Below are 21,584 nucleotides of genomic sequence, written 5' to 3'. Positions count from 1 at the left end.
TCGGTGAATTTCAGCATTTCGGCTGATCGGGCGCGAGCGGATGGAGGGGTGCCACGTCAACCGACACCGCAATGGTGCTGTTTCGTGCCTCGGTGTATATGACTCCGCGCAGCGGCGGCACATCCGCGTAGTCCCGGCCCCACGCCACCAGCGTGTAGCGCTCGTCGACGAGTTGATCGTTGGTCGGGTCGAAAGCCAGCCAACGGTCGCCGGGCATCCACACGGCGGCCCACGCGTGGGTGGCGTCGACCCCGATCAGTCTTTCCTGACCGGGCGGCGGCTGCGTTTCCAGATATCCCGACACATACCGGGCGGCGAGCCCGTGTGAGCGCAGACAGGCGATGGCGAGCCGAGCGAAATCCTGGCATACCCCGGACCGCTTCTCGAGCACCTCGGTGACCCGGGTGGACACGGACGTCGACCCCGATCTGTACTGGAAATCGCGGTGGATGCGGCTGGTGAGGTCGAGGACAGCGTCGAGGAGCGGACGTTCCGGCGGGAAGCTCACGGCCGCGTAGTCGCGCACGCCGTCACTGATCTCGGCCGGCTGCACGTCCAGCACGAAGTCCTGCGCCAACGCCCCGTCCGTCCCCACCGGCCGGGACAGCTCCCACCGCGAGTTCGCGGGTGCACTGACGAGCCGGTGCGGTTCCGGCCCGTACACCTCGACTTCGGACTCGGCGGTGACGATCAGCTCCTCGTGCGCTGCGCTCACCTGGAAGTAGAGGTCGCGATTGCCATACACGTCTACACCCACCGACCGATCGGCGGGCGCGGGCGAGATGTCGACGGCCGATCGGACACAGCGCTGATCCTCGGTGTCGCGCGGAAGCAGGTAGCAGCGGCCGTAGGACGACGACACCGGCTCCGAATAGGTGTAGGTAGTGCGGTGGGTGATCCGGTATCGCCGGAGTACGGGGCGCTCGCTGGTCGAATCAGCCGGGGGCGACGGGTCGATCATGCGGGAACTTCCCCCGCGACCGTCCACGAGGCCGTGCTACCCCACAGCGGTTGCATACCGCCAGGCAACGACAACGGCCCCTTCGACATGACCTCGGACAACCGGCCGAGAAGTCCGACGATCTCGGTGGTCAGTTCGCCCACTTCGGTGCGTACTCCGGTATCGTCGATGCGCTCGAGCCGGGCAGGGTCGACCCGTCGAACCGTGTTGAGCATGTCCTCGGCGAGCCGCTCCGCCGGCGAGGATCCGGAGGCGTCGGGTAAGGCCGCCAGATCGGTCCGCAGCGCCTCGAGCTGGAAGACGAGCGAGCGGGGGTTGCCGATGTCGAACAGCAGCAACTCGGCCACCGCGGCAGGGCGGATACTTCGATTCCGCCGGCGGTACACCACCGAGCTCTCGGTGGCGATCAGAAGTGATTCGATCAACGCTCGTTCGGTCGCGGGATCACGCTTCCGCCCCATCGTGGACGCCACCAGGGTGGTGAGGGTAGAGGCCCGTTCGATCCGCTTGCCGATGTCCATGATGTGCCAGCCGGTGTCGCGGACCAGCGATTCCGCTGAGACACCGGACAGCGCCAGCATGCCGCCGAGCACTGCGGATTGCGCCTCGAAAAGCCGGGAGCCATCGTCGATCGACTCGTCGGAGACCTCACCGAGAGCGCGTTCCACGGTGCTCAGCACGGCCCAGATGTCGTTCGACAACTGGCCGCGTACCGCCCGCGCGGCATGCTCCACGTCCCGGACGGCTCGAGCGAGTGATCCGTCGCGGTCGGGATCGACGGTGAGAGACCGCAGTTCCGCCCGCACTTGCTGGAGATCCGCAGTGGGATCGGAGCCCGCAGTTCCGTCGGGAGCGTTCACCGACCGTGCCGGCGCGCCCCCTTCCCCCGGTGCATTTCCCTGCTCCGCGACGGTGAGGACGGCGTCGAGAAGAATGGGAAGACACCCGGCTCCCGGCAGCCACGGGCGGAGCCGATAGTCGCGGTACTTCTCCCCCACGGCGATCATCAGCCGTGCCGAACCCTCGGCCCGCTCCGCGCATCGCCCTATCGAGAAGAGTTCGGACAGCGCGCGGGGCGAGGCCAGCAGATCGGACGAGGTTGCTGCGTAGGTGGGCAGCGACTCGACGTCACGGGCTGCGCCCTCACCGGTATCTGCCGGGCCGAGCCGCGGCGCGAAGCGCACCCAGACGTCCTTGGCTCCCGCATGCCGGCGATCCCAGCGCTCGGCACCCGGGATCAGGGTCGTTCCCAGGCCGCCGGACATGGGTACGTAGCCCACCCGTTGAGCCACGGAGAACAACCGGACGCCGACGGGTGAGAGAGTGACCTCTCCCCCGGCGCCGGCCGACGGCGCATACGACGAGTCGGGGATGATCTGCCCCACCCAGTTGCCGGGATCCGCGCGTACCTGTTCGAGAAACTCCGCGCGCCGGACATCATCGAGTGCGGAGGGGACGACGGGCGGCCCGCCGCGGACCGCGCGGAGCACCATCGATGAAACGTTGGCCAGGAGGTGCGTGAGTTCGGAGCGGTCACCTCCCCAGAACGTCGGCACGGACGGCAACAACAGATCCTCGTCGAGCAGTTGCCGCGAGAGTGCCGGCAGCAGGCGGGTGAGTGCCGGATTCTCCAGGACTCCGCTGCCGAGGGTGTTCACAACGGTCACTGCTCCCCGACGCAGCACCTCGACGAGGCCGACGACGCCGGACCGGGAGCCGGGGCGCAGATCGAGGGGGTCGGCGAGTTCGGCGTCGACCCGCCGGATGATGACGTCGACCTGTTCCAACCGGCCCAGTGACCGCATCCAGACGCGGCCGTCACGGACCACCAGGTCGGCGCTCTCCACGAGCGGGAACCCGAGGACGGTCGCCAGGTAGGCCTGGTCGAACGCGGCACCCGACCTGGTGTGCGGACTGAGCACGACCACGAGCGGGTCTTCCGAGCCGGCGGGCGCCGCGTCGATTGCCGCGAGCCGCATCGACTGCGCGAACGAGGACAACGGCCGGGGGCCCACGGTCTCGTAGATACCCGGAACCGCTCGGGCGATCACTCGGCGGTTCGCCATCGCGTAGCCGGCCCCGCCCGGAGACTGGGTGTGGTCGCGAACAGCGTGGAAATTGCCGTCCGTGCCGCGGCCGACGTCGAGACCGTGGAAGAACAACTGGTGCCGACCCGGGATCGACATGCCGTGCGCAGGCCGAAGATATCCGGGATGACCGAACACGAGGCGGGCGGGCACGGCACCACTCCGCAGGAGCGTCATCGGCCCGTACAGGTCGGCGAGGACGGCATCGAGAAGCCGCGAACGCTGGAGGAATCCCGCTTCGAGGTGCTCCCATTCGTCGGCCGCGAGGAGAAGCGGTATCGCGTCGATCTCCCACCGAGACGGGCCGGTGGCGAGGTCCGATCCGTCGAGGGGGTTGTAGGTGATGCCGTGGTTGTCGACGAGGAGCCGGATGCGGGACTGCAACCGGCGCACGGAGCCGCTGTCCGCGCCGAGGACGCCGTCACCCAGTTCGGACCACGGCGCACGGACCTTCCCGTCGGCATCGAACAGTTCGTCGTTTTCCTGGCCGCGGTGCGGCGCCGCGGTCACCGGAGTCTCCGGACTTGGTGGACGCGGTCTTTCCGTGCCTCGGCGAGCAGGCGATCGGCTCCGTTACCGGCTCGCAACCGCAGCGCGAGGACCAGCACCCCGGCCACCACGATTCCGACCATGTTGATGCCCAGTTGCAGTGCGGACAGTGCGGCGATGCGCCACTCGCCGACCGTCACGGCGACGACGGCGAAACCCGCCGCCGGCACGGTGGTGACCGAGATGAAGACACCGACGAGTGCCGCGGACTTCGCGGACACGAGCGCGAGCATCCCGGCTGCCCCCGCGAGGACGGCGACCACCAGCGACAGGGGTCCGACCTTGTAGATGTAGTCGACCTGATCCTGGGCGTCGAGGCTGTCGAGAGCCATCCACCCGATCCGTTCCATCACCAGCGTGGCAACCAAGGTGGCAGCCATGGCGAAGGGAAAGCCGAGGAGCAGCGCGAACAAGGAGCGTCGTGCGAGACCGGGTTTGCGCCGTGCCAGAGCCACGGCGAGTGCTGCCAACGGACCGAACTCCGGTCCCACCACCATGGCACCGACGATCGTGATCGGTGAGTCGGTCACGACTCCTACCGACGCGAGCAGACACGCGATCGTCAAGAAGGCGAGGAAGGTTCCGTTGAGGGTCGACTCCTCACGGGTGCGGCTGACAAGTTCCTCCCACACGACGCTGTCGGCCGGATCGCCGGGAGCCGCTTTCTCTGCCTTCCGTGCGGCCGTGGACAGGACCGTCTCGACCGGTCCCAAGGTGATCGCGCCCGTGTGCTGGATGTCCAGCGCTTCGAGCGCGTCGATCACCTCGTTGGCCGCCTCGCGGGCCACATCTGCTTGGACCACGTCACCGGCCGGGTCGATCGCCGCACCGCGCAGGACCACCACGTGGGTGGCCCCGGGCTCCGCGGCGAGCACACCGAGAACATCGTCGGTGTGCTCGGCGGGGCAGATCACCCGTAGATGCAACATGGCGTCCCCCTGGTGTCCGCGTCGGTCCCCGTCGATCGATCTAGGTGCCGGCGACCGCGTCCTTCGCCACCGGCGCTGCGCCGGCGCCGCCCTTCGGCTCCGGCTTGGCGTCCACACCCGACTCCTTGCGCTGCTGCGCGGTGATCGGGGCGGGAGCCTCCGTCAGGGGATCGACGCCGCCGCCCGACTTCGGGAATGCGATCACCTCACGGATCGAGTCGACTCCGGCGAGCAGGGCCGTGATGCGGTCCCAGCCGAACGCGATGCCACCGTGCGGCGGTGCACCGAACGCGAACGCGTCGAGGAGGAAGCCGAACTTCTCCTCGGCCTCCTCGTGCGAGATTCCCATCACCTTGAACACTCGTTCCTGAATGTCCTTGCGGTGAATACGGATACTGCCGCCGCCGATCTCGTTTCCGTTGCAGACGATGTCGTATGCGTACGCGAGTGCCGAACCGGGGTCGGTGTCGAACGTGTCGATCGATTCGGGCTTCGGCGAGGTGAAGGCGTGGTGTACCGCCGTCCACGCGCTGTAGCCGAGGGCGACGTCGCCGCTGGCGGTCGCGTCGGCGGTCGGTTCGAACAGCGGCGCGTCCACGACCCACACGAAGGCCCAGGCGTCGGGGTCGATCAGGTTCTGCTTGCGGGCGATCTCTCCCCGCGCCGCGCCGAGCAGCGCACGCATCGGCTTGGTGGCTCCCGCTGCGAAGAAGATGCAGTCTCCGGGCTTCGCGCCGACGTGGTCGCAGAGCCCGGCGCGTTCGGTGTCGGTGAGGTTCTTCGCGACCGGACCGGTGAGGGCGCCGTCCTCGCCGACGAGCACGTACGCGAGCCCCTTGGCGCCGCGCTGCTTCGCCCACTCCTGCCATCCGTCGAGCTGACGCCGGGGCTGGGCGGCACCACCGGGCATGACCACGGCGCCCACGTACTCCGCCTGGAACACCCGGAAGGTGGTGTCCTTGAAGAACTCCATGCATTCGACGAGTTCGATACCGAAACGCAGGTCCGGCTTGTCCGAACCGAACCGCCGCATCGCCTCGGCGTACGTCATCCGTGCGATCGGGGTCTTGATCTCGTGGCCGACGAGCTTCCACAGTGCGGTCAGGACTTCCTCGGCCAGCAGGATCACGTCGTCCTGGTTGACGAAGCTCATCTCGATATCGAGCTGGGTGAACTCCGGCTGACGATCCGCGCGGAAGTCCTCGTCGCGGTAGCACCGCGCGATCTGGTAGTACCGCTCGATGCCACCGACCATCAGCAGCTGCTTGAACAGCTGCGGGCTCTGCGGCAACGCGTAGAAGCTACCCGGCTGCAGTCGGGCGGGGACGAGAAAGTCGCGTGCACCTTCCGGCGTCGACCGCGTCAGCGTGGGCGTCTCGACCTCGACGAACTCGTGGTGCGCGAGAACGGAGCGGGCAGCGGCATTGACCTTCGAGCGCAGCCGGATGGCGTGGCCCGGGCCCTCCCGGCGCAGGTCCAGGTAGCGGTACTTCAGGCGCGCTTCTTCTCCGGCCTGGTCGTCGAGCTGGAACGGTAGCGGCGCGCTCTCGTTGAGAACCTCGAGGTCGGTGACGTTGACCTCGATGGCCCCCGTGGGAATCTCGAAGTTCTGGTTGCCCTCGGGCCGGACCTCGACGATGCCGGTGACCTTCACGCAGTATTCCGCGCGCAGTCGATGCGCCTGGTCGGCAGCAGCTCCCTCACGGAACACCACCTGCGACACGCCCGAGGCATCACGCAGGTCGATGAAGATCACCCCGCCGTGATCACGACGCCTGGCGACCCAACCGGTGAGGGTAACGGTCTGCTGGGCGTGCTCGGCTCGCAATGAACCGGCGAGATGTGTGCGCAGCACGGGATTCCTTTCGAAACGTGGGGCAAGCTACTTCTTTGGCTGCGATCCTACGGAGACACTGTGCGTGAGCGGAAACTCATACCCGCTTCACGTGCAATGCTCGAGCTACCCGTACCGCGACACTCGGAGAGAAAGCGACGACACATGACCTTCAACGAGGGCGCCCGCATGGACTCCGGCCGGGTCTCGGTCGGGGGCGGCGGCGGAGGAGGTGGCCTCGGCGGCAAGTTCGCGATGGGCGGCGGAGCCGGGGGCCTGATCGTGCTGGTTCTCGCTCTGCTGCTCGGCGGCGACCCCGGATCCCTGCTCGGTGGACTGAGCGGTGCCGCCGACCCGTCCGCCCAGAGTCCCGGTGCCAGCCTCGAAGGTTGTGAGACGGGTGCGGACGCCAACCGCGACGTGGATTGCCGGGTGGTGTTCACGGTCGGCAGTCTCGACTCCGTGTGGGGGCAGGAACTCGGTGCACAAACGGGAACCGACTACATCCCGCCCGAGGTGGTGCTGTTCTCCGGCGCGGTGAACACCGGGTGCGGAAACGCCACCAGCGAGGTGGGGCCGTTCTACTGCCCGGCAGACTCGACGGCGTACTTCGACACCAGCTTCTTCCAACTCCTCGTCGATCGCTTCGGGTCGAGTGCCGGACCCCTCGCTCAGGAATACGTCGTGGCGCACGAGGTGGGACACCATATTCAGAATCAGCTGGGCGACATCGGCCGTGCGCAGACCGATCCACGCGGAGCCGACTCGGCCGCGGTCCGCACCGAATTGCAGGCCGATTGCTACGCCGGCGTGTGGGCCCACTACGCCGACACACTTCCCGGGCCCGACGGCGGACCGCCGTTTCTGAACACCCTCACCGACACCGACATCCAGGACGCGCTGTCCGCGGCCTCGTCGGTGGGTGACGACCGGATCCAGCAGTCCGCGGGCGGCCGGGTCAATCCCGAAGGTTGGACGCACGGCTCCTCCGAGCAACGACAGAAATGGTTTGTCACCGGGTACCGGACAGGCCAGGTCGATGCCTGCGACACCTACTCCGCCCGCGATCTGAACAGCCCACCCGCCCTGCGCTGAGACTCCCGGCGGCTCGCGTTCCCGCGCAAGGGAAACTGGGCTCGCTACGCGAAAGGAGACGCCGTGTCGTTCACGGACCAAGAGGTCGCCTACCTCCGCTCACAACCCGTCGCACGGTTCTCCACTGTCTGCCCCGACGGGCAGCCCGACGTGGTTCCGCTTGCCTTCGAGTTCGACGGGACATACTTCTGGATCGGCGGTTCCGGGCGGGCCGTGACCAGAACGCGTAAGTTCCGCAACCTCCGCGCGGGCAACGTCAAGGTCGCCTTGGTGGTCGACGACCTCGAGTCGATCGAACCGTTCATCGCCCGATGCATTCGGGTTTACGGTATCGCGGAGCAGCCGATCGAGCGGGTGGGCATCGTCGGCCCCGGCATGTATGCCCGCATTACGCCGACGATCTCCTGGAGCTGGAACATGGTCGGCGAACCCGTTGGGACCGAATGGTATGAACCGAGACGCACGGTTCACCTGCCGCCCGACGAGGACCCCGAGGGAATTGCGATCAGAACAGAGTGAGAGTCGGTCCGGTACCGCCGGCTCGTACGAGTTCGCGGCGCGCGGACTCTTCCCGACCTGCCGCTCCGGCGTCACGATGTTGCGCGCGACCGGCCAGACCGTGACGCTCGACAAGCGGGTCGACGCGCGCCTTCAGCCACGACTTGTACTCGGCCGGCACATAGGCAGATCGACCGTACAACTGCCGGTACTGCCGTATCAGTGCGGGATGTTCGGTGGAGAGCCAGTTCATGAACCAGCCCTTGGTACTTCCCCGCAGGTGCATCGGCAGCACGGTGACTTTCGACGCTCCTGCCTGCGCGATGGCCTCGAGTAAACCGTCGAGGTGCCGTGCCGAGTCCGTCAGGAACGGGATGACCGGGGCGACCATCACATTGCACGTCATGCCCGCATCCGTGATCGCCCGGATCAGATCGAGGCGCGCCCTGGGCGACGGAGTGCCGGGTTCGATCGACTTCTGCAGGTCGGCGTCGTGGATGGCCAGCGACACGCCGATACTCACCGCGACCTGCTGTGCAGCCAGTGTCAGGAGCGGAAGGTCGCGCCGCAGAAGCGTTCCCTTCGTCAGGATCGAGAAGGGTGTGGCCGACTCGGTCAGTGCCCGGATGATTCCCGGCATGAGTCGGTACCGGCCCTCGGCCCGCTGATACGGGTCGGTGTTGGTACCCAACGCCACGTGCTCCTGCTTCCACGACTTACGGCTCAGTTCTTTTCGGAGCACCGCCGCGACATTCGTCTTCACCACGATCTGACTGTCGAAATCCCGGCCGGCATCGAGGTCGAGGTACTCGTGGGTGGGCCGGGCAAAGCAGTAACGACACGAATGCGAACATCCCCGAAAAGCGTTGACCGTGTAGCGGAACGGGAGCTGGGACTCCTCGGGCGTCTTGTTGAGCGCACTCTTGCAGAGCACTTCGTGAAAGGTGATGCCCTCGAACTCGGGCGTCTGCACGCTACGCACCAGGCCTGCCCGCTCGAGCCCGGGCAACGCGCCGTCGTCCGCATCGAGCGCCTGCCCATCCCACCTCATGCGTACATGCGAACATGTGTTCTAACGGGTGTCAAGTCCAACCGGCGCGACAAGGGCGAAGCCGGCGTCCGGTAGCGCGTGAAGATGTTCCACTCGGGGTACTCGCGGGAGCGTCGACCACACCCCTTGCGAGGTAACCATGTCCACCGACGCGATCGTCCTCCTGCGCAACGACCACAAGGCAATCCGAAAACTTTTCCGCGAGTTCCGCAGCGCCGGCCCCGACGCCGAAGCGGAGAAGGGCCGGATCGTCGACCAGATCATCGAGGCGCTGACCGTGCACACCTACCTCGAGAACGAGTGCATGTACCCAGAGGTACGCAAACTCGCCCCAGACCTCGAGGACGACATCTTGGAGTCGTTCGAGGAGCACCACGTCGCCGACGTTCTCGTAACGGAGCTGGCGGCCATGAAGCCCGACAACGAACGATTCGACGCGAAGACCACCGTCCTCATCGAGAATGTCGAGCACCACATCGAGGAAGAGGAGCAGGAGTGGTTCCCGAAGGTGCGGGAAGAGCTGGGGCGTAAGCAACTTCAGGAAATGGGTGCGCGACTGCTGGAATTGAAGGAAAAGGCACCCCATTCGCCTGCACAACCGTCGGCGTTGAAGAAGACGGTGGACGCCGTCATCAAGTGATGCACCTGGTGGACCTGAAGTGATGGGGAGACCTCCGGCGACTCCACGAGCGTCCTCTCGCAGTGACCCGCTGGACGTCTGCCGGGTAGCGCGCGGACAGCACCTTCCTGTAGAACTGATCCGGATGCCGATTTGTGACGTAAACCACACCTGAACGTTACCGAACAAGCCGGCTACCGGAAACCGAAGCCACCCCGCCCGGAGACACCGCAGTGGCAGTGCGGATCCGCCGTTCGGGAAGGAAGGACACCCCGCATGCTGCTGCCGATGTCGCCGACCGATTCACTGTTCCTGCTCGGCGAGTCGCGGGAGCATCCGATGCATGTGGGCGGCCTGGCGGTGTTCACACCCCCGGACGGCGCCGACGCCGCAGACATGCGGGCGATGTTCGACACGGCCACGACCTCCACCGAAGTCGCTCCGCTGTTCCGCAAACGCGCCCGACGCTCGATGACCACCCTGGGACAGTGGGGGTGGGTCACCGACACGGAGTTGGACCTGAACCATCACGTGCACCGCCACGCCCTCCCCCGCCCGGGCGGCATGCCCGAACTGCTGGCGTTGTCGTCTCGGTTGCATGCAGGTCTGCTCGACCGCAACCGCCCACTGTGGGAGATGCACCTGATCGAGGGCCTCGCCGACGGGAGCTACGCGGTCTACACGAAAATCCACCACGCGCTTGCCGACGGCGCCTCCGCCATGAACCTCCTGCGCCGCAGTATGAGTGAAGATCCCGACCGACGAGGAATGCCAGCCCCCTGGCAGCCGATGCCCACCGCGAGCGGTCGTGTCACACCACCACCGGGAACGGCGGCGCCACACCTGCCCGGAGTTGCAGACGTGCTGGGCCTGCCGAGACTGGCGTTGCACGGCGCCCGAGAAGTCGCAGGTCTGGCACCGGCGCTGGCAGGCACCATGGACCGGGCCCTGCACGCCCGGGGCGGGCCGCTCTCGATGCGCGCACCGCACACCGTGTTCAACGTTCCGATCGGCGGGGCGCGCCAGTTCGGCGCCCGATCGTGGCCGCTCGAACGGATCAGGTTGCTGGCCAAGCACGCCGACGCCACCGTCAACGACATCGTCCTGGCGATGTCCGCCGGAGCTCTGCGCAGCTACCTCGACGACCTGGGCGCCCTACCGGACGAACCGCTCATCGCGATGGTCCCGGTTTCCCTACGCGCCGATGACGGCGAATCCCAGGGTGGCAATCGAGTGGGAGTCCTGATGTGCAACCTCGCCACACACCTTCCCGAGCACGGAGCGAGACTCGCCACGATTCGAACCTGCATGAGCGAAGGTAAGCAGGCCCTGCGCGCGATGAGCCCGGCCCAGGCGTTGGCGATGAGCGCCCTCGGAGCCGCCCCCCTCGGCCTCGAGATGCTGGCCGGCCGGCGGGGACCACTGCGCCCTCCGTTCAACCTCGTCATTTCCAACGTCGCCGGCCCCGCCAGCCCCCTGTATTGGAACGGCGCCCGCCTCGATTCCCTGTACCCTCTGTCGATCCCGGTGACCGGACAGGCACTGAACATCACTGTCACCAGTAGCGACGACCATCTCGTGTTCGGATTGACCGGATGCCGATCCGCCGTCCCGAATCTGCGCCCGATGCTCGATCATCTCGACACCGAACTCGACGCCCTCGAGCAGGCCGTCGGCCTGTAGCCGCCTCGACGGCGGTCGCACGCCTTTGCCAAGTTCTCGATCACCGACGCGCGGTTTCGAGTTCGGTCAGGGAGGTGTCGAGGTGGCCGATGATCCGGTGCAGGTGGGGAACCGCGGTGCGATCGCCCACGACACCGACGTGTAACTCCCCGGATCGGCTGGTGAGGGTGATGCTCAACGCCTGGCCGCGAGCGAGGGCCGGTACCGGGTAGACGGCGTCGAGGCGAGCGCCGTTCCAGAATCGTGGGCGGGTCGGACCCGGGGTGTAGGAGATGGTCACGTTGAAAGGCGGCGGGATCTCCTCGAGCACCCGCCGTACCGGTTCCAGCATGATCGGACTCAACGTCAGCGCGCTCACCAACTGAAACTGTGAGCGACCGAGGGCGGCGACGACCCTGCTGGTATGGGCGACGGAGTCGGCAATCCGCGCCAATCGCGCGAGGGGATCGGCTTCGTCGGTGGCCAGCGACACCACCATTGCCCCGACTCCACGGCCCGCGGCCCCGATGGTAGGGCCCTCACCGAAGTCGAGTGGGACCGGCAGCATTGCGGTCAACGGCGCCTCGGGGAGGGCGTACTGCTCGAGCAGATACTCGCGGAGGGCGCCCGCGCACATCGCCAACACCACCACCTCCAGCGGTGCGCCGGTGCAGGTGGCGAGCCGCCGCAGCGGCTTCAGTGGCCAGGACCGGGTCGCTACCTTGCGGGCGCGACCAGTCGGTGCGTTGAAGATCGTCGGCGGTGACTGCAGCGGCAACGTCAGATGTTCTTCGGTCAGCCCGCGGTAGCCCGTCCGCATCAAGGTGGGGAGAATGGCCGCGCACTGCCATGTCAGTTCCACACCGGACCGCAGTGTCACTCGCGGGTCGAGGGAGAGATGCCGCGCTGGGGCCGCGACCGACGGACTCCACGGCGCCGGGCAGTCTCGGATGCCCGGGTCGATCGAGAGCGTGCGGTGCAGTAGCCGTAGCCCGGAGGCACCGTCGGTCAAAGACAGATGGAACTTCGTGTACACCGCGGTGCGCCCGTCGGTCAGTCCTTCGATGACGTGCATCTCCCACATCGGGTGCTGCGGATCGAGCGGCATCGAGTGCATCTGGGACACCAGCGAGAGTAGGTCGGTCATGGTCCCCCCGCCAGGAACTGCGGTGTGCCGCACGTGATAGTCGAGATCGACCTCCTCGTCGACGCGCCACCACGGATACCCGTGCATCAAGCGGACCGGGCGTTTGCGGAACAGTTCCGAGATCTCGGCGTGGGCGCGGAGACTCCCGACCATATCGGCGGCGTGCGCGCCGGGCACGGTGCCGCTGGGTGGCGCGAAGAGCGTCAGGGTGGCCACGTGCATCGGGTGCGAAGGGGACTCGAACAACACGAACATCGCCTCGGTCATCCCCATCGGCGCCAGTCCGCCGAACGCAGTTCGCACACCGCACCTCCCGGCTCTGTGGTCCCAGCACAGCACACTCCGCTCGCGAAGACTGCGTTTCCCGCAGAGACGAAGCACTGCGACCGGTCCACCGGATGGCACCAGCGATCCTCGGGCGCCGGCCACGGGCAAGTACGCATATCGGTTGCCGCGGGCCCATGAATAATCCTTTTTTCTATCCGACCGAATAGACCATACGCCGACGCATTCGATCGAGCGTCCAGTAAATAAATGGGCATTTGTCCAAGAGTATCTGGGCATTTGTTCAATTCGAAACAAAAAATTCTTTCCGCCCGGTGAAACGTTGCGGAAAGTCTGGTCGATATTCGAGTTAAGCGTGGATCAACTGATCCCGGGGAAATACAACAAAGGTGAGGAGTGACTTCAGATGGGTTCTGCAGGTATCGACTTCAGTGTCGCCTTCGACGCTTTCTTGAAGTGGTTGAGCGTCACATTCGGCGGCGGCATCGGCATCGGCTGACAACGCCGGGCATATACGAAGAACGACAGCAGCTCGACTCACCACACCAGTGGTAGCCGAGCCGCTGCCATGGTCGGCCCGACCCGCTGGTCCGCCTCTCTCGTGATCGCCGGCCTGTTCGAGCGCCAGCCTCTTTCGAGCACATTGGGCATTGCGGTGCATGGGTACACGCGCGTATATTGAGAACTGCGGATCGAGATAGTAATCGGCAACGGTGAAAGACTCGTGAAGCAGAGATCCGGCCGAGAATGTGAGAGCATTCCCGGCCGAACCCCTGTCTGGGGTATGCCTCGCCAGTGCGTCTGGCGACAGTTGTCGCCGCAACCTCCGAATACGCCGCAACCTCCGAATACCCCGAGTCCCCGAGTACGCGAGCGCACTGACGCCGCGCACGCCGCTTCCCTCGACGAGAATCGGGTCGAGATGGCATCCCTCCGGCCGAAGGGGTCAGGCGGCCGGAGGGACTGGCTGTCGCGGGTTCGCCGTCCGAGGTCGCGCGGCAGCACAGACATCGGATACCCGCATCCGCCTGAATTACTCCTCGGGCCCGGACGCCGAGTTCCTCTCGCGTTCTGCCGGTGTTCGGTGAGGACTCGGGTCGTCACCGCGGGTGGCCTTCTCGAATTCTCCTGTTCATGGTGCGCCACTACGCCGGCGGTGGCATATTCCTGACCATGCCGAAGTACAAGGTGACTCTTCGCGACGGAAGCTCGAGCGACAGAACCTTCGAATCAGACTTCCAGGCGATCAACGAGACCCATAGGCCGACCGAATCCGTGGCAAGCATCGTCCGGATCGACCGCTACGAAGACGATGGGGATCCCCGCGGCGTGTGGTCGGCGCCGCCCACTCGCCAGACACGACGCGATTGACGCTCGGCCCTGGAAGGAGCGAATAACCTCCTCCTTTCTTTCGTCGGCGGGAGCTGGACAACCGACTTCAACAGACACGTATTTCTGCCAAGGGTTGTGCGGTTCGCGGTTGCCGAAGTTTCGGAAATGGGAAACGCTCACGAACGGGCAACCGCATCGAGCACAATGGCTACCGGACGAAGCGCGATGGCTTGCCGGAGGTCGTTACCGCAACCGCGAACAGCCTTTTCCCACTATGGAATAGCTTCTGAGCCAGAGGAGCAGACCCAATGCCCGTTCCACAGCACAAATTGCTGCAATCCGTCCAGGATCGCACCATCGAGCTGCGGAGGTGGTTGGACGCTGACCACAACAGCGCGGCCCTCACGGCATATCTGCGCGACGAACCGGTCGACGACCGGTGGCTTGCCACCTATCTCCGGCTCCAACATGACCTCCTCCGAGCGGTCGGCCACGCGCACGAGCCGGAGGCGTCCCGGAAGAGGGCCGACCAGCATCGACACCGACGCAGTGGTGCCGCCACATCCTCACCACGCCGAGGGCGATGAGGGAGGGGACGAGCGGATCAGTGCCTGATACCGTCTCGACCGCTCTACCAACACTTTCCGGACGGCACGTCGGTCAGCCGTCGATCGTGGACTCCCGAGCACTTGGCCGCTCGTCCAACAGACCCCTCGGTGTCGTGTGAGTGTCGCTCGAGTGCAGAAGCCGGAATCGACCGTGAGTCACCGCGATATCCGCCCGCGAGTCGATGGCCCTGAGTAGCATCTATATCATCTCGCTCGAATCCCTTTCGGAGGCCGACGTGCGTGGACTGGGTATCGATCTCGGAACTGCCAATACTGTCGTCGGCACACCGGAAGAGGGTGTCGTCTTGAACGAGCCGTCATTCATGCTCGTTCGCACCAAGGAACCACACCGTGCTCTCGCCATCGGCCACGATGCTCGCAGCCTCGTCGGCCGCACTCCCATCGGCATCACGCAGGTGCGTCCAATGCACAACGGGGCGATCGTCGACCTGGAAACCGCCCGCACGTTCGTCAGCGCCGTCATCAAACGGGCTTCCCCACACAGGCCGTACGGCGTGCGACCGAAGGGTGTCATCGCGGTCCCCGCGGGCGCCACACCCCTCGAACGCCGCGCTCTGCTGGAGGTCGGGCACGAGGCGGGTCTGCGGAAGGTCGGTTTGATACCGGAACCTGTCGCGGGAGCACTCGGCTGCGGTATCAACCCGCTCGAGCCGCGCGCCCACCTCGTTGTGGATATCGGCGGTGGCACTTCGGAAGTCACGGCGATTTGTTTCGGTGGCATTCTCTCGCATCGCAGTTGCCGGCTCGCCGGGGACGAACTCACGCACGCGCTCTACCAATACCTACGGGCCGAGCACAACATCATCGTCGGTGAACTCACGGCCGAACGAGCGAAGGTGGGCGCGCCCGACACCGAGGACGGACAGTCACTCGTCGTGGAAGGCCGCGACGCCGTGACCGGCCGCGCACGTCTGGTCACGCTCGAAACCGAGGAAGTAGCCGATGCCTTACGCCCGACTATGTCGGGGATCGTCCAGACGCTGACCGAATGCCTGGAGGACCTTCCCGCCCAGGCGATCGGCGACGTGATGGCGGAAGGTGTGCTCGCCATCGGCGGTGGGTCGATGCTGCGTGGTGTGTCGGAGATGCTGGAACAGGCCTTCGGATTCCCGGTGAAGACGGCCGAGCGGCCGCTCACCTGCGTCGCCGAAGGCGCTACGGCATGCTTGGAGCACCCCGAGGTCGTGGCCGCGTACAGCAATTGATCACCGAATCGGCAGCACGCCGGGCGGCCGTGGGAAGTAGTGCTCGAGGATTTTCTTGACGACGGGCCCGGAGGTCGCGGACCCGAAACCACCGCCACGAACCAGCACCGACACCACGATCTGGGGAGCGTCGAAGGGTGCGACCGCGGAAAACCAGGCGTTGAGTCCTTCGCCGGGCGCCGACGGATCCTCGGCCGTACCCGTCTTTGCACCCGCCGGCACCGGCAGTTCCGCAAGCTGTCCGGCCGTGCCGGCCGCCGCGGAAGCCCGCATCCCGGCCCGCACCGGGTCGAGTCTGTCTGCGAAGGGCAATCGCACAGGTTCCGCTGTCGGGATGGGGACGACGTCCGGCCCGTACCCTGCTGCGAGCTGGGGGGTGACCATCGCACCCGTCGCAATCCCCGCCGTCCAGCGCGCCACCTGTATCGGGGTGGCAGTGACGGTGCCTTGGCCGATTCCCATCAGAAGCGTAGATCCGGGATACCAAGTGGCGCCGATACTTCCGACATTGGCCGGGGTTCCGAGGAAGCCCTCGGCCTCGCCGGGAAGGTCGATCCCGGATCGTCGGCCGACACCGAGTTGGTCGGCCACTGCGGCGATGTTTTCGGGACCGAGGAGTTCGCCGAGCTTGTAGAAGTAGACGTTGTCCGACCACTGGATGGCCTGGAGCAGATTGTGGGGGCCCATCGGTTGCCAGTTCCGAAAGGTGTGCCCGCCGTATGTATAGGCGGCACCGGTTTCGATCACGGTCTCCGGCGCCAGGACCGGGTACTGCGTATTCGCCGCGGCGACGACGATCTTGAATGTCGAACCGGGCGGCACTGCGGTCTGGGTCACGTTGTTCAGTAACGGGCTCGGGCCCGGGGTCTGGGCCTGAGCCGTCAGGGCAACGAGGTCGGCCGGGGGGCCGTAGACGTTGTTGTCGAATCCGGGAACGCTGGCCATCGCCAGCACTGCCCCGTTGCGCGCATCCATCACGATGGCAGCGCCGAGGTCGCCCCTGCTCTTACGCATCGCCTCGGTGAGCGCATCCGTAGCAAGGTTCTGCACGCCGACGTCGAGGTGCAACCGCAGGTCATGCCCTCGTACAGGGTCTACTCGCTCCCCGGTGGCGACGGGATGCCCGGAGGGATCCACGTAGACGCACTGTTTGCCGTCGCTGCCGCGCAGCAGGGCATCGTACTGCTTCTCGAGTCCCGCCTTGCCGACCCGCGATCCGAGGGCAAGGTGCGGCCAGCGTTCCATGTCCTGCTCGTCGGCCACCCCGACGTGTCCGAGGACGGAGGCGAGCACCGCGCCGTACGGATAGTGCCGGCGACCGGAAGGCACCACGAGAACCCCGGGCAGACGAGCATCCACAACGCGCCGAGCGACTTCGGGGGCGACTGTCCCCACGACGACGTCCTGTTCGCCCTCGCCACGTTCCCGCACGACACTCGTCACCTCCTCCGGCGAGATACCGAGGACTGAGGCGAGACGGCGGCGGGAACCGGCGTCGTTCTCGTCGAACATCCGGGCGACCACCGCTACGGCATACTCCGCAACGTTCACTGCGAGGGGAACACCATTGCGATCGACGACGAGACCGCGCTCGGCCGGCAGGCGGATACAGCGCATCATCTGCTGGTCGCTCATCGCACGTAGGTCCGCGCCCCGGTCGTGCTGCAGCTGCCAGGTGAACAAGGACATCGCGACGAGCAGCGCAGTGACGGTCACGGCGCCGACGGACAGCCCCCTCGGCCGGCGGCGGCGTCGGGGCTCCGGCGCCCAGAGCGGTCGTGCTACGCCGTCCCTCCGCACGGCGAGCACCAGTCCGACGGCCACGAAGCCGACGATCGCCGCAGTGCCTCCGTAGCTGAACAGCGGAATCGGCATGCCGTTGTGCGGCAGCAAGGAGAGACTCGCACCGATCGACACGAGTGCGTGAATCCCGAACAGTCCACCGACGCCCGCTGCGACGAGTGCCGCTTCCCTCGTCCGTGCCGTTCTGGCTGCAAGTGCAGCCCGCCACACGATGACCGAACTCGCCACCACGACAGCGATTCCGGCGATCAAGCCCCATCCATACACCAGGCTCGCGAACGCCAGGTCGTGTTCCGATTCGGGAAGGTATTCGGCACGCACCTCGAAGAGCGGGTCACGCGAGAGGCCCCACAACCCGCCGCTACCGATCGCGATGTTCGCCTGCATTTCGGCCCACCCTGCCCCGCTCGGGTCGGCATTGCTCGACAGGAACACATGGACCCGTTCGAGCTGGTACGGCCGGAGAAAGAGCACGGCGAGTGGCAACGAGGCGATTCCCAGCATGAACAACGGCAACAACGGCAACAGCGGAACCCGCGCCAGGACGAGCATGAATCCCGCGGTCACCACGAGGACGACGGCAGTCGACAGGTCGGGCTGCAGTGCGACCAGCGCCACGGGGATTCCCACGACCGCCAGCGTCGCAACGAAGCGGCGGAGTGTGAACCCCGCAGCAAGCAACCCCGCCGCCACCAGAATTACAGCCAGCTTCGCCAGTTCGGACGGTTGAATGGTGAATATGCCGAAGTCGAGCCAGCGCTGGGCGCCTTTGGTCGCGACCCCGGCGAGTGGGACGGCAGCCAGCATCGCGGTGGTGACAGTGAATATCGCCCAGCCGAATGCTCGCAGGTCACCCATCCGCAGGCGAGAGACGACGCGCATCAATCCGAGTCCGGCTGCAGCGAAGAGGGCATGGCGAACGGCGTGCGAGGTCATCCCCGTCGACGTCAGATTGAGCAGTCCGAGCACCACGAGGACGACCGCTGCCGTGACGATCCAGGGATCCGATTCCCGCTTGTCTTCCTGCATGTCTCACCGCTCCCCGATGCTCAGCAGGATGCGTTCTCGGCAGGTATCAGCACCGGCTCCGAGGCGGCCGTCGCGGGGAAACTCGTGACCGCAGCGACGGCGAGGGCGGTGCTGGGGGGCAGATCTGTCCGGCCGATGCCGTATACCTGTTGTGCGCCGGGTGGGACGTGGAGCGACACCTCCTTGCCCGTCCGCACCTCGCCCGAGCATCGGTCGTACACATTCAGCTTCCAGACCACGGTGCCTTCATTCGGGGCCGAGGCGAGATGAATGTCGACCCTGATGTCGCACGCACGTCCCGACGTGCATTCTCCGTTGGCGAGTGTGGCGGTAACCAAGGTGATGATCCCCGCACTGGCGGGGGCCCCGACCTCCACCGATATCGGTTCCGCACGCTGTCCCCCCGGTGCCGGTGAACCCGGATCGCCGGTGGGTTCGGGTGGCGGTGGCGATACCGGGGCGATCTGATTCTGGTCCGACGGATTCACCGGATTCAGAACGGCATCCCAGCCGCGACGCAATTCCGACCACACCCGCGGCGCCGTCCACAGCGCTCCGGCGAGCACCACGATCGCGATGAGACCCAGCGCACCACGGCGACGCGAGAGCCGTCTCTTTCTGCGGTGCCACGGACTTCGAACCGGTGGAAACCAGTCGCCGGTGGCAAGTGATGCCCCGGCAGCCCCCGGCCGGCGGCCCCGTGGGGTCCGTTCCTCCCCTGTCTCACGGCCATCCGATAGTTGGCGCCCCAGCGTGGCGGAGACCAGCGCGCCGAGTTGTCGCCGCGTCCTTTCTTCGTCGGCCGGGTCGATGTCAGGTGCGATTGCCCGACGAACTCGTTGCATCACATCGACGAGATCTGTTGCTTCTGTGATTGATTCGTGTATCCGCTCAACCAGTGCGGACCCGCGGCAGTTCGCCGCGATGCTTCTCAACAGGTCGGCAATCGCATCGCTGATCTCGCGCCAGGACGCCGCACGCCCGGCGAACTCGATCGTGAGCTTTCCTTCTTCGAACACTGTGACGGCATCTTCTCGGAACAGGATCGGTAGGCGGCCCCTGCTGCGCGCCAGCTCGAGCTGGTCGAGCGCATCGGTGATGAGCCACGACGCCTGCGCCGGGGTCAACGCCGCAATCCCGAGCAGCCTTCGGAGTGAGACGCCGGTACCACGTGCGTCCTCATCTTGTCGTTCAGGAGGTACGGACCCGACCACGACGGGCTCGCCTCTCCCCGCGAGGAGCCCTGACACCACTTCGATCATCGCGCACCCCGAAACGCTATGCCTCCCGCACGGGTTGGAACAGAACCGGGCGGGCGGCGGCGGACCTTGAGCTGGGCTTACTCGCTGTCGAACTCCCATATGCCTGTGAGAGTCAATTTAACTCTCATCCGCGCTCCCGGAACACCGATACGCACTCCCGGAACATCCCGTTACTCATCCGAGATACACGGCGACAAGCACCTCGGCCCATCGCCTGGCCGTACTGCCATACGTGAACCGATCGCGGGTCAGCTTTGCCTCTCCTTCAAGAGATTCCGAATCTGTGCGAGATCCCGGACGATGAGAAGCCGAAGGCGTGAACTGACGCCTGATACGAAAGCGCCTCTGGTACCGAAAGTCTGGACGAGCGACCAAGTCGAAAGTGACCTCCTCCGCCCGATGCCGCATTGCCCTTCAGGTGACGTTTCGCGGAAACACCCGGTTCGGCGCCCACGGTCATCGGCGGGTTACCCCTGCTGCCTTCTCTCGATATCACTCGGCACAGGTGCATCCGTGGGAACATCTCAACTGGTCGAGACGAGACCGAGGGCGATCAGAGGAGGGGTGCGTCGTATGGAGTTGATTCCGCCCGGACGCGCGGTGGCACTGGTAACGATTGCCGTCGCCTCCGCGCTGCTGCTCGCGGGATCAGGGAGTCGAGACGCGGACTCGTCGTCACCGAGCGCGTCGACGGTGGTGGCGAGCGGGGCGGCCCCAGAGGTCGGCACCTCGGGCGAACCGCCGGCAGCCGAGGAGCGCGACACGAGCGGTGTCGACCTGGCGCAGTATGCCGGCGGGGACCCGAGTGTCGCCTACGGCTTCGTCACCCCGTCAGGAAAATGGCTCTGCGCGATCACCCCGGCGAACGGGATGGTCGCCTGCGCGTCTCACACGCCGGGGACGCCTCCAGGAGTTCCCGGCCCGTTACAAATCCCCGTCCAGGCCCCCAGGCCCTCCGCCGAGGCAAACATCGTCGCCATCGAAGCCGCGAAGGGACCGAGCTTCCAGACCGCGAACCAGCCTCTCTTTCCCGGAAACCCCAACGTCCTCCCCTACGGGTCGACCTTGTCTGCCGACGGCTTCACCTGCAATGTGCAGTTCTCGGGCGTCTCGTGCAGAGAGGACGCAACGAATCAGGGATTCACCATCTCGACCGGCGGCTACAAGTTCGAGTTCACCCCGATACCGGGCGCCCCCGACGCCGGCCCACCGCAGATCACGCCTACCGAGCCGACCGCACCTCCTCTTCCCCAGTTGGAAGGCGGATCGAATCAGTGTGGCCGCGTCGTCTACCCGTCGACAGGCGAACCCGCAACGGTCGTCATCGTGAAGGGAACGATCCGCTGCGACGCTGCTCATGCCATGCTCAACAGGTACTTCACCGCCCCCGACGCGACGGACGCGGTGTACGACGTCGACGGATGGAAATGCCGAACAAGGGGCGACCCACACTCCGCGGCGACTGGATACAGCGTCACGTGCACGGATTCCGGCGGGAACATCGTGGTTGCGCAGCCCTAGAACCAGCTTTCCGCAGGTCGAAGGGGTAGCGGGGCGGAGGGGGCGACACGGACTCCGCTGCCTGCGGCCCCCCGGGAAGGTACAGG

16 protein-coding genes are annotated in these 21,584 nt (G+C 66.2%); 8 read left to right on the top strand and 8 right to left on the bottom strand.

Going from position 1 to position 21,584, the window contains the following annotated elements; all coding sequences use genetic code 11:
• Positions 1 to 10: 10 nt before the first annotated feature.
• The 4 genes from JQT59_RS21690 to aspS are packed head-to-tail and all read right to left on the bottom strand — an operon-like array spanning position 11 to position 6,381.
• A complete protein-coding gene (locus JQT59_RS21690) occupies positions 11 to 961 on the bottom strand; it encodes a transglutaminase family protein (RefSeq protein WP_213571953.1) in 951 nt (316 codons plus the stop codon).
• Complete coding sequence (locus JQT59_RS21685; protein ID WP_213571952.1) at positions 958 to 3,558, bottom strand: circularly permuted type 2 ATP-grasp protein; 2,601 nt, start codon at positions 3,556 to 3,558, stop codon at positions 958 to 960. The genes JQT59_RS21690 and JQT59_RS21685 overlap by 4 nt, the downstream gene beginning before the upstream one ends.
• Entirely contained in the window at positions 3,555 to 4,526 is a 972-nt protein-coding gene (locus JQT59_RS21680; protein WP_213571951.1) for a DUF389 domain-containing protein, read from the bottom strand. Before JQT59_RS21680 ends, JQT59_RS21685 begins: the two co-directional genes overlap by 4 nt.
• Positions 4,527 to 4,566: 40 nt before the next feature.
• Entirely contained in the window at positions 4,567 to 6,381 is a 1,815-nt protein-coding gene (aspS, locus tag JQT59_RS21675) for an aspartate--tRNA ligase (protein WP_213571950.1), read from the bottom strand.
• A 144-nt stretch (positions 6,382 to 6,525) separates the two neighbouring features.
• Here aspS and ypfJ point away from each other — a divergent pair, with 144 nt between their 5' ends.
• The gene (ypfJ, locus tag JQT59_RS21670) at positions 6,526 to 7,455 is read left to right on the top strand and encodes a KPN_02809 family neutral zinc metallopeptidase (RefSeq protein WP_213571949.1); all 930 of its coding nucleotides are present in this window, start codon (positions 6,526 to 6,528) and stop codon (positions 7,453 to 7,455) included.
• Between the two features lie 63 nt (positions 7,456 to 7,518).
• Positions 7,519 to 7,974, top strand: coding sequence for a PPOX class F420-dependent oxidoreductase (locus JQT59_RS21665; RefSeq protein ID WP_213571948.1), 456 nt, complete (start codon positions 7,519 to 7,521; stop codon positions 7,972 to 7,974).
• On the opposite strand, the gene JQT59_RS21660 is transcribed toward JQT59_RS21665, so the two are convergent.
• Positions 7,961 to 9,004, bottom strand: a complete 1,044-nt coding sequence (locus JQT59_RS21660) for an Rv2578c family radical SAM protein (protein ID WP_213571947.1) — start codon at positions 9,002 to 9,004, stop codon at positions 7,961 to 7,963. The two genes, JQT59_RS21665 and JQT59_RS21660, sit on opposite strands and share 14 nt — an antisense overlap.
• A 139-nt stretch (positions 9,005 to 9,143) precedes the next feature.
• Between JQT59_RS21660 and JQT59_RS21655 the strand changes: the two genes are divergently transcribed.
• Positions 9,144 to 9,644 (top strand): hemerythrin domain-containing protein, encoded by a 501-nt coding sequence (locus JQT59_RS21655; protein WP_213571946.1) that lies wholly within the window; start codon positions 9,144 to 9,146, stop codon positions 9,642 to 9,644.
• 255 nt (positions 9,645 to 9,899) lie between these two features.
• On the top strand, positions 9,900 to 11,306 hold the full coding sequence (locus JQT59_RS21650) for a WS/DGAT/MGAT family O-acyltransferase (RefSeq protein WP_213571945.1): 1,407 nt from the start codon (positions 9,900 to 9,902) through the stop codon (positions 11,304 to 11,306).
• A 40-nt stretch (positions 11,307 to 11,346) separates the two neighbouring features.
• Here the strand turns inward: JQT59_RS21650 and JQT59_RS21645 are convergent, their stop codons facing one another.
• Positions 11,347 to 12,705, bottom strand: a complete 1,359-nt coding sequence (locus JQT59_RS21645) for a wax ester/triacylglycerol synthase family O-acyltransferase (RefSeq protein ID WP_213577957.1) — start codon at positions 12,703 to 12,705, stop codon at positions 11,347 to 11,349.
• Positions 12,706 to 13,851: 1,146 nt separating this feature from the next.
• On the opposite strand from JQT59_RS21645, the gene JQT59_RS21640 reads away from it, so the two are divergent.
• The 3 genes from JQT59_RS21640 (at position 13,852) to JQT59_RS21630 (ending at position 15,883) form a co-directional block, all read left to right on the top strand.
• The gene (locus JQT59_RS21640) at positions 13,852 to 14,088 is read left to right on the top strand and encodes a hypothetical protein (protein ID WP_249353719.1); all 237 of its coding nucleotides are present in this window, start codon (positions 13,852 to 13,854) and stop codon (positions 14,086 to 14,088) included.
• A gap of 269 nt (positions 14,089 to 14,357) precedes the next feature.
• Positions 14,358 to 14,636, top strand: a complete 279-nt coding sequence (locus JQT59_RS21635; protein ID WP_236603156.1) for a hypothetical protein — start codon at positions 14,358 to 14,360, stop codon at positions 14,634 to 14,636.
• 257 nt (positions 14,637 to 14,893) lie between these two features.
• Positions 14,894 to 15,883, top strand: coding sequence for a rod shape-determining protein (locus tag JQT59_RS21630; protein WP_213577954.1), 990 nt, complete (start codon positions 14,894 to 14,896; stop codon positions 15,881 to 15,883).
• Here the strand turns inward: JQT59_RS21630 and JQT59_RS21625 are convergent, their stop codons facing one another.
• Both JQT59_RS21625 and JQT59_RS21620 read right to left on the bottom strand, forming a co-directional pair.
• Complete coding sequence (locus tag JQT59_RS21625) at positions 15,884 to 18,715, bottom strand: FtsW/RodA/SpoVE family cell cycle protein (RefSeq protein WP_213571944.1); 2,832 nt, start codon at positions 18,713 to 18,715, stop codon at positions 15,884 to 15,886.
• A 20-nt stretch (positions 18,716 to 18,735) separates the two neighbouring features.
• A complete protein-coding gene (locus JQT59_RS21620; protein ID WP_502939725.1) occupies positions 18,736 to 19,842 on the bottom strand; it encodes a hypothetical protein in 1,107 nt (368 codons plus the stop codon).
• Between the two features lie 708 nt (positions 19,843 to 20,550).
• Between JQT59_RS21620 and JQT59_RS21615 the strand changes: the two genes are divergently transcribed.
• Positions 20,551 to 21,498 carry a hypothetical protein gene (locus tag JQT59_RS21615; RefSeq protein ID WP_213571942.1) on the top strand — a complete coding sequence of 316 codons (948 nt, stop codon included), beginning with the start codon at positions 20,551 to 20,553 and terminating at the stop codon, positions 21,496 to 21,498.
• Positions 21,499 to 21,584 lie beyond the last annotated feature (86 nt).

It is taken from the genome of Rhodococcus sp. USK13 (genome assembly GCF_018343855.1).
Classification (GTDB): domain Bacteria; phylum Actinomycetota; class Actinomycetes; order Mycobacteriales; family Mycobacteriaceae; genus Rhodococcus_F; species Rhodococcus_F oxybenzonivorans.
The sequence above is the reverse complement of the archived record's forward strand: the minus strand, read 5'-3'. Positions and strand labels throughout refer to the sequence as shown.

Bases quoted from the DNA above. Each gene is read 5' to 3' on its own strand.
- JQT59_RS21690 (WP_213571953.1), bottom strand. From the start codon at position 961: ATGATCGACCCGTCGCCCCCGGCTGATTCGACCAGCGAGCGCCCCGTA.
- JQT59_RS21680 (WP_213571951.1), bottom strand. From the start codon at position 4,526: ATGTTGCATCTACGGGTGATCTGCCCCGCCGAGCACACCGACGATGTT.
- ypfJ (WP_213571949.1), top strand. From the start codon at position 6,526: ATGACCTTCAACGAGGGCGCCCGCATGGACTCCGGCCGGGTCTCGGTC.
- JQT59_RS21660 (WP_213571947.1), bottom strand. From the start codon at position 9,004: ATGAGGTGGGATGGGCAGGCGCTCGATGCGGACGACGGCGCGTTGCCC.
- JQT59_RS21655 (WP_213571946.1), top strand. From the start codon at position 9,144: ATGTCCACCGACGCGATCGTCCTCCTGCGCAACGACCACAAGGCAATC.
- JQT59_RS21650 (WP_213571945.1), top strand. From the start codon at position 9,900: ATGCTGCTGCCGATGTCGCCGACCGATTCACTGTTCCTGCTCGGCGAG.
- JQT59_RS21645 (WP_213577957.1), bottom strand. From the start codon at position 12,705: ATGGGGATGACCGAGGCGATGTTCGTGTTGTTCGAGTCCCCTTCGCAC.
- JQT59_RS21640 (WP_249353719.1), top strand. From the start codon at position 13,852: ATGGTGCGCCACTACGCCGGCGGTGGCATATTCCTGACCATGCCGAAG.
- JQT59_RS21635 (WP_236603156.1), top strand. From the start codon at position 14,358: ATGCCCGTTCCACAGCACAAATTGCTGCAATCCGTCCAGGATCGCACC.
- JQT59_RS21625 (WP_213571944.1), bottom strand. From the start codon at position 18,715: ATGCAGGAAGACAAGCGGGAATCGGATCCCTGGATCGTCACGGCAGCG.
- JQT59_RS21615 (WP_213571942.1), top strand. From the start codon at position 20,551: ATGGAGTTGATTCCGCCCGGACGCGCGGTGGCACTGGTAACGATTGCC.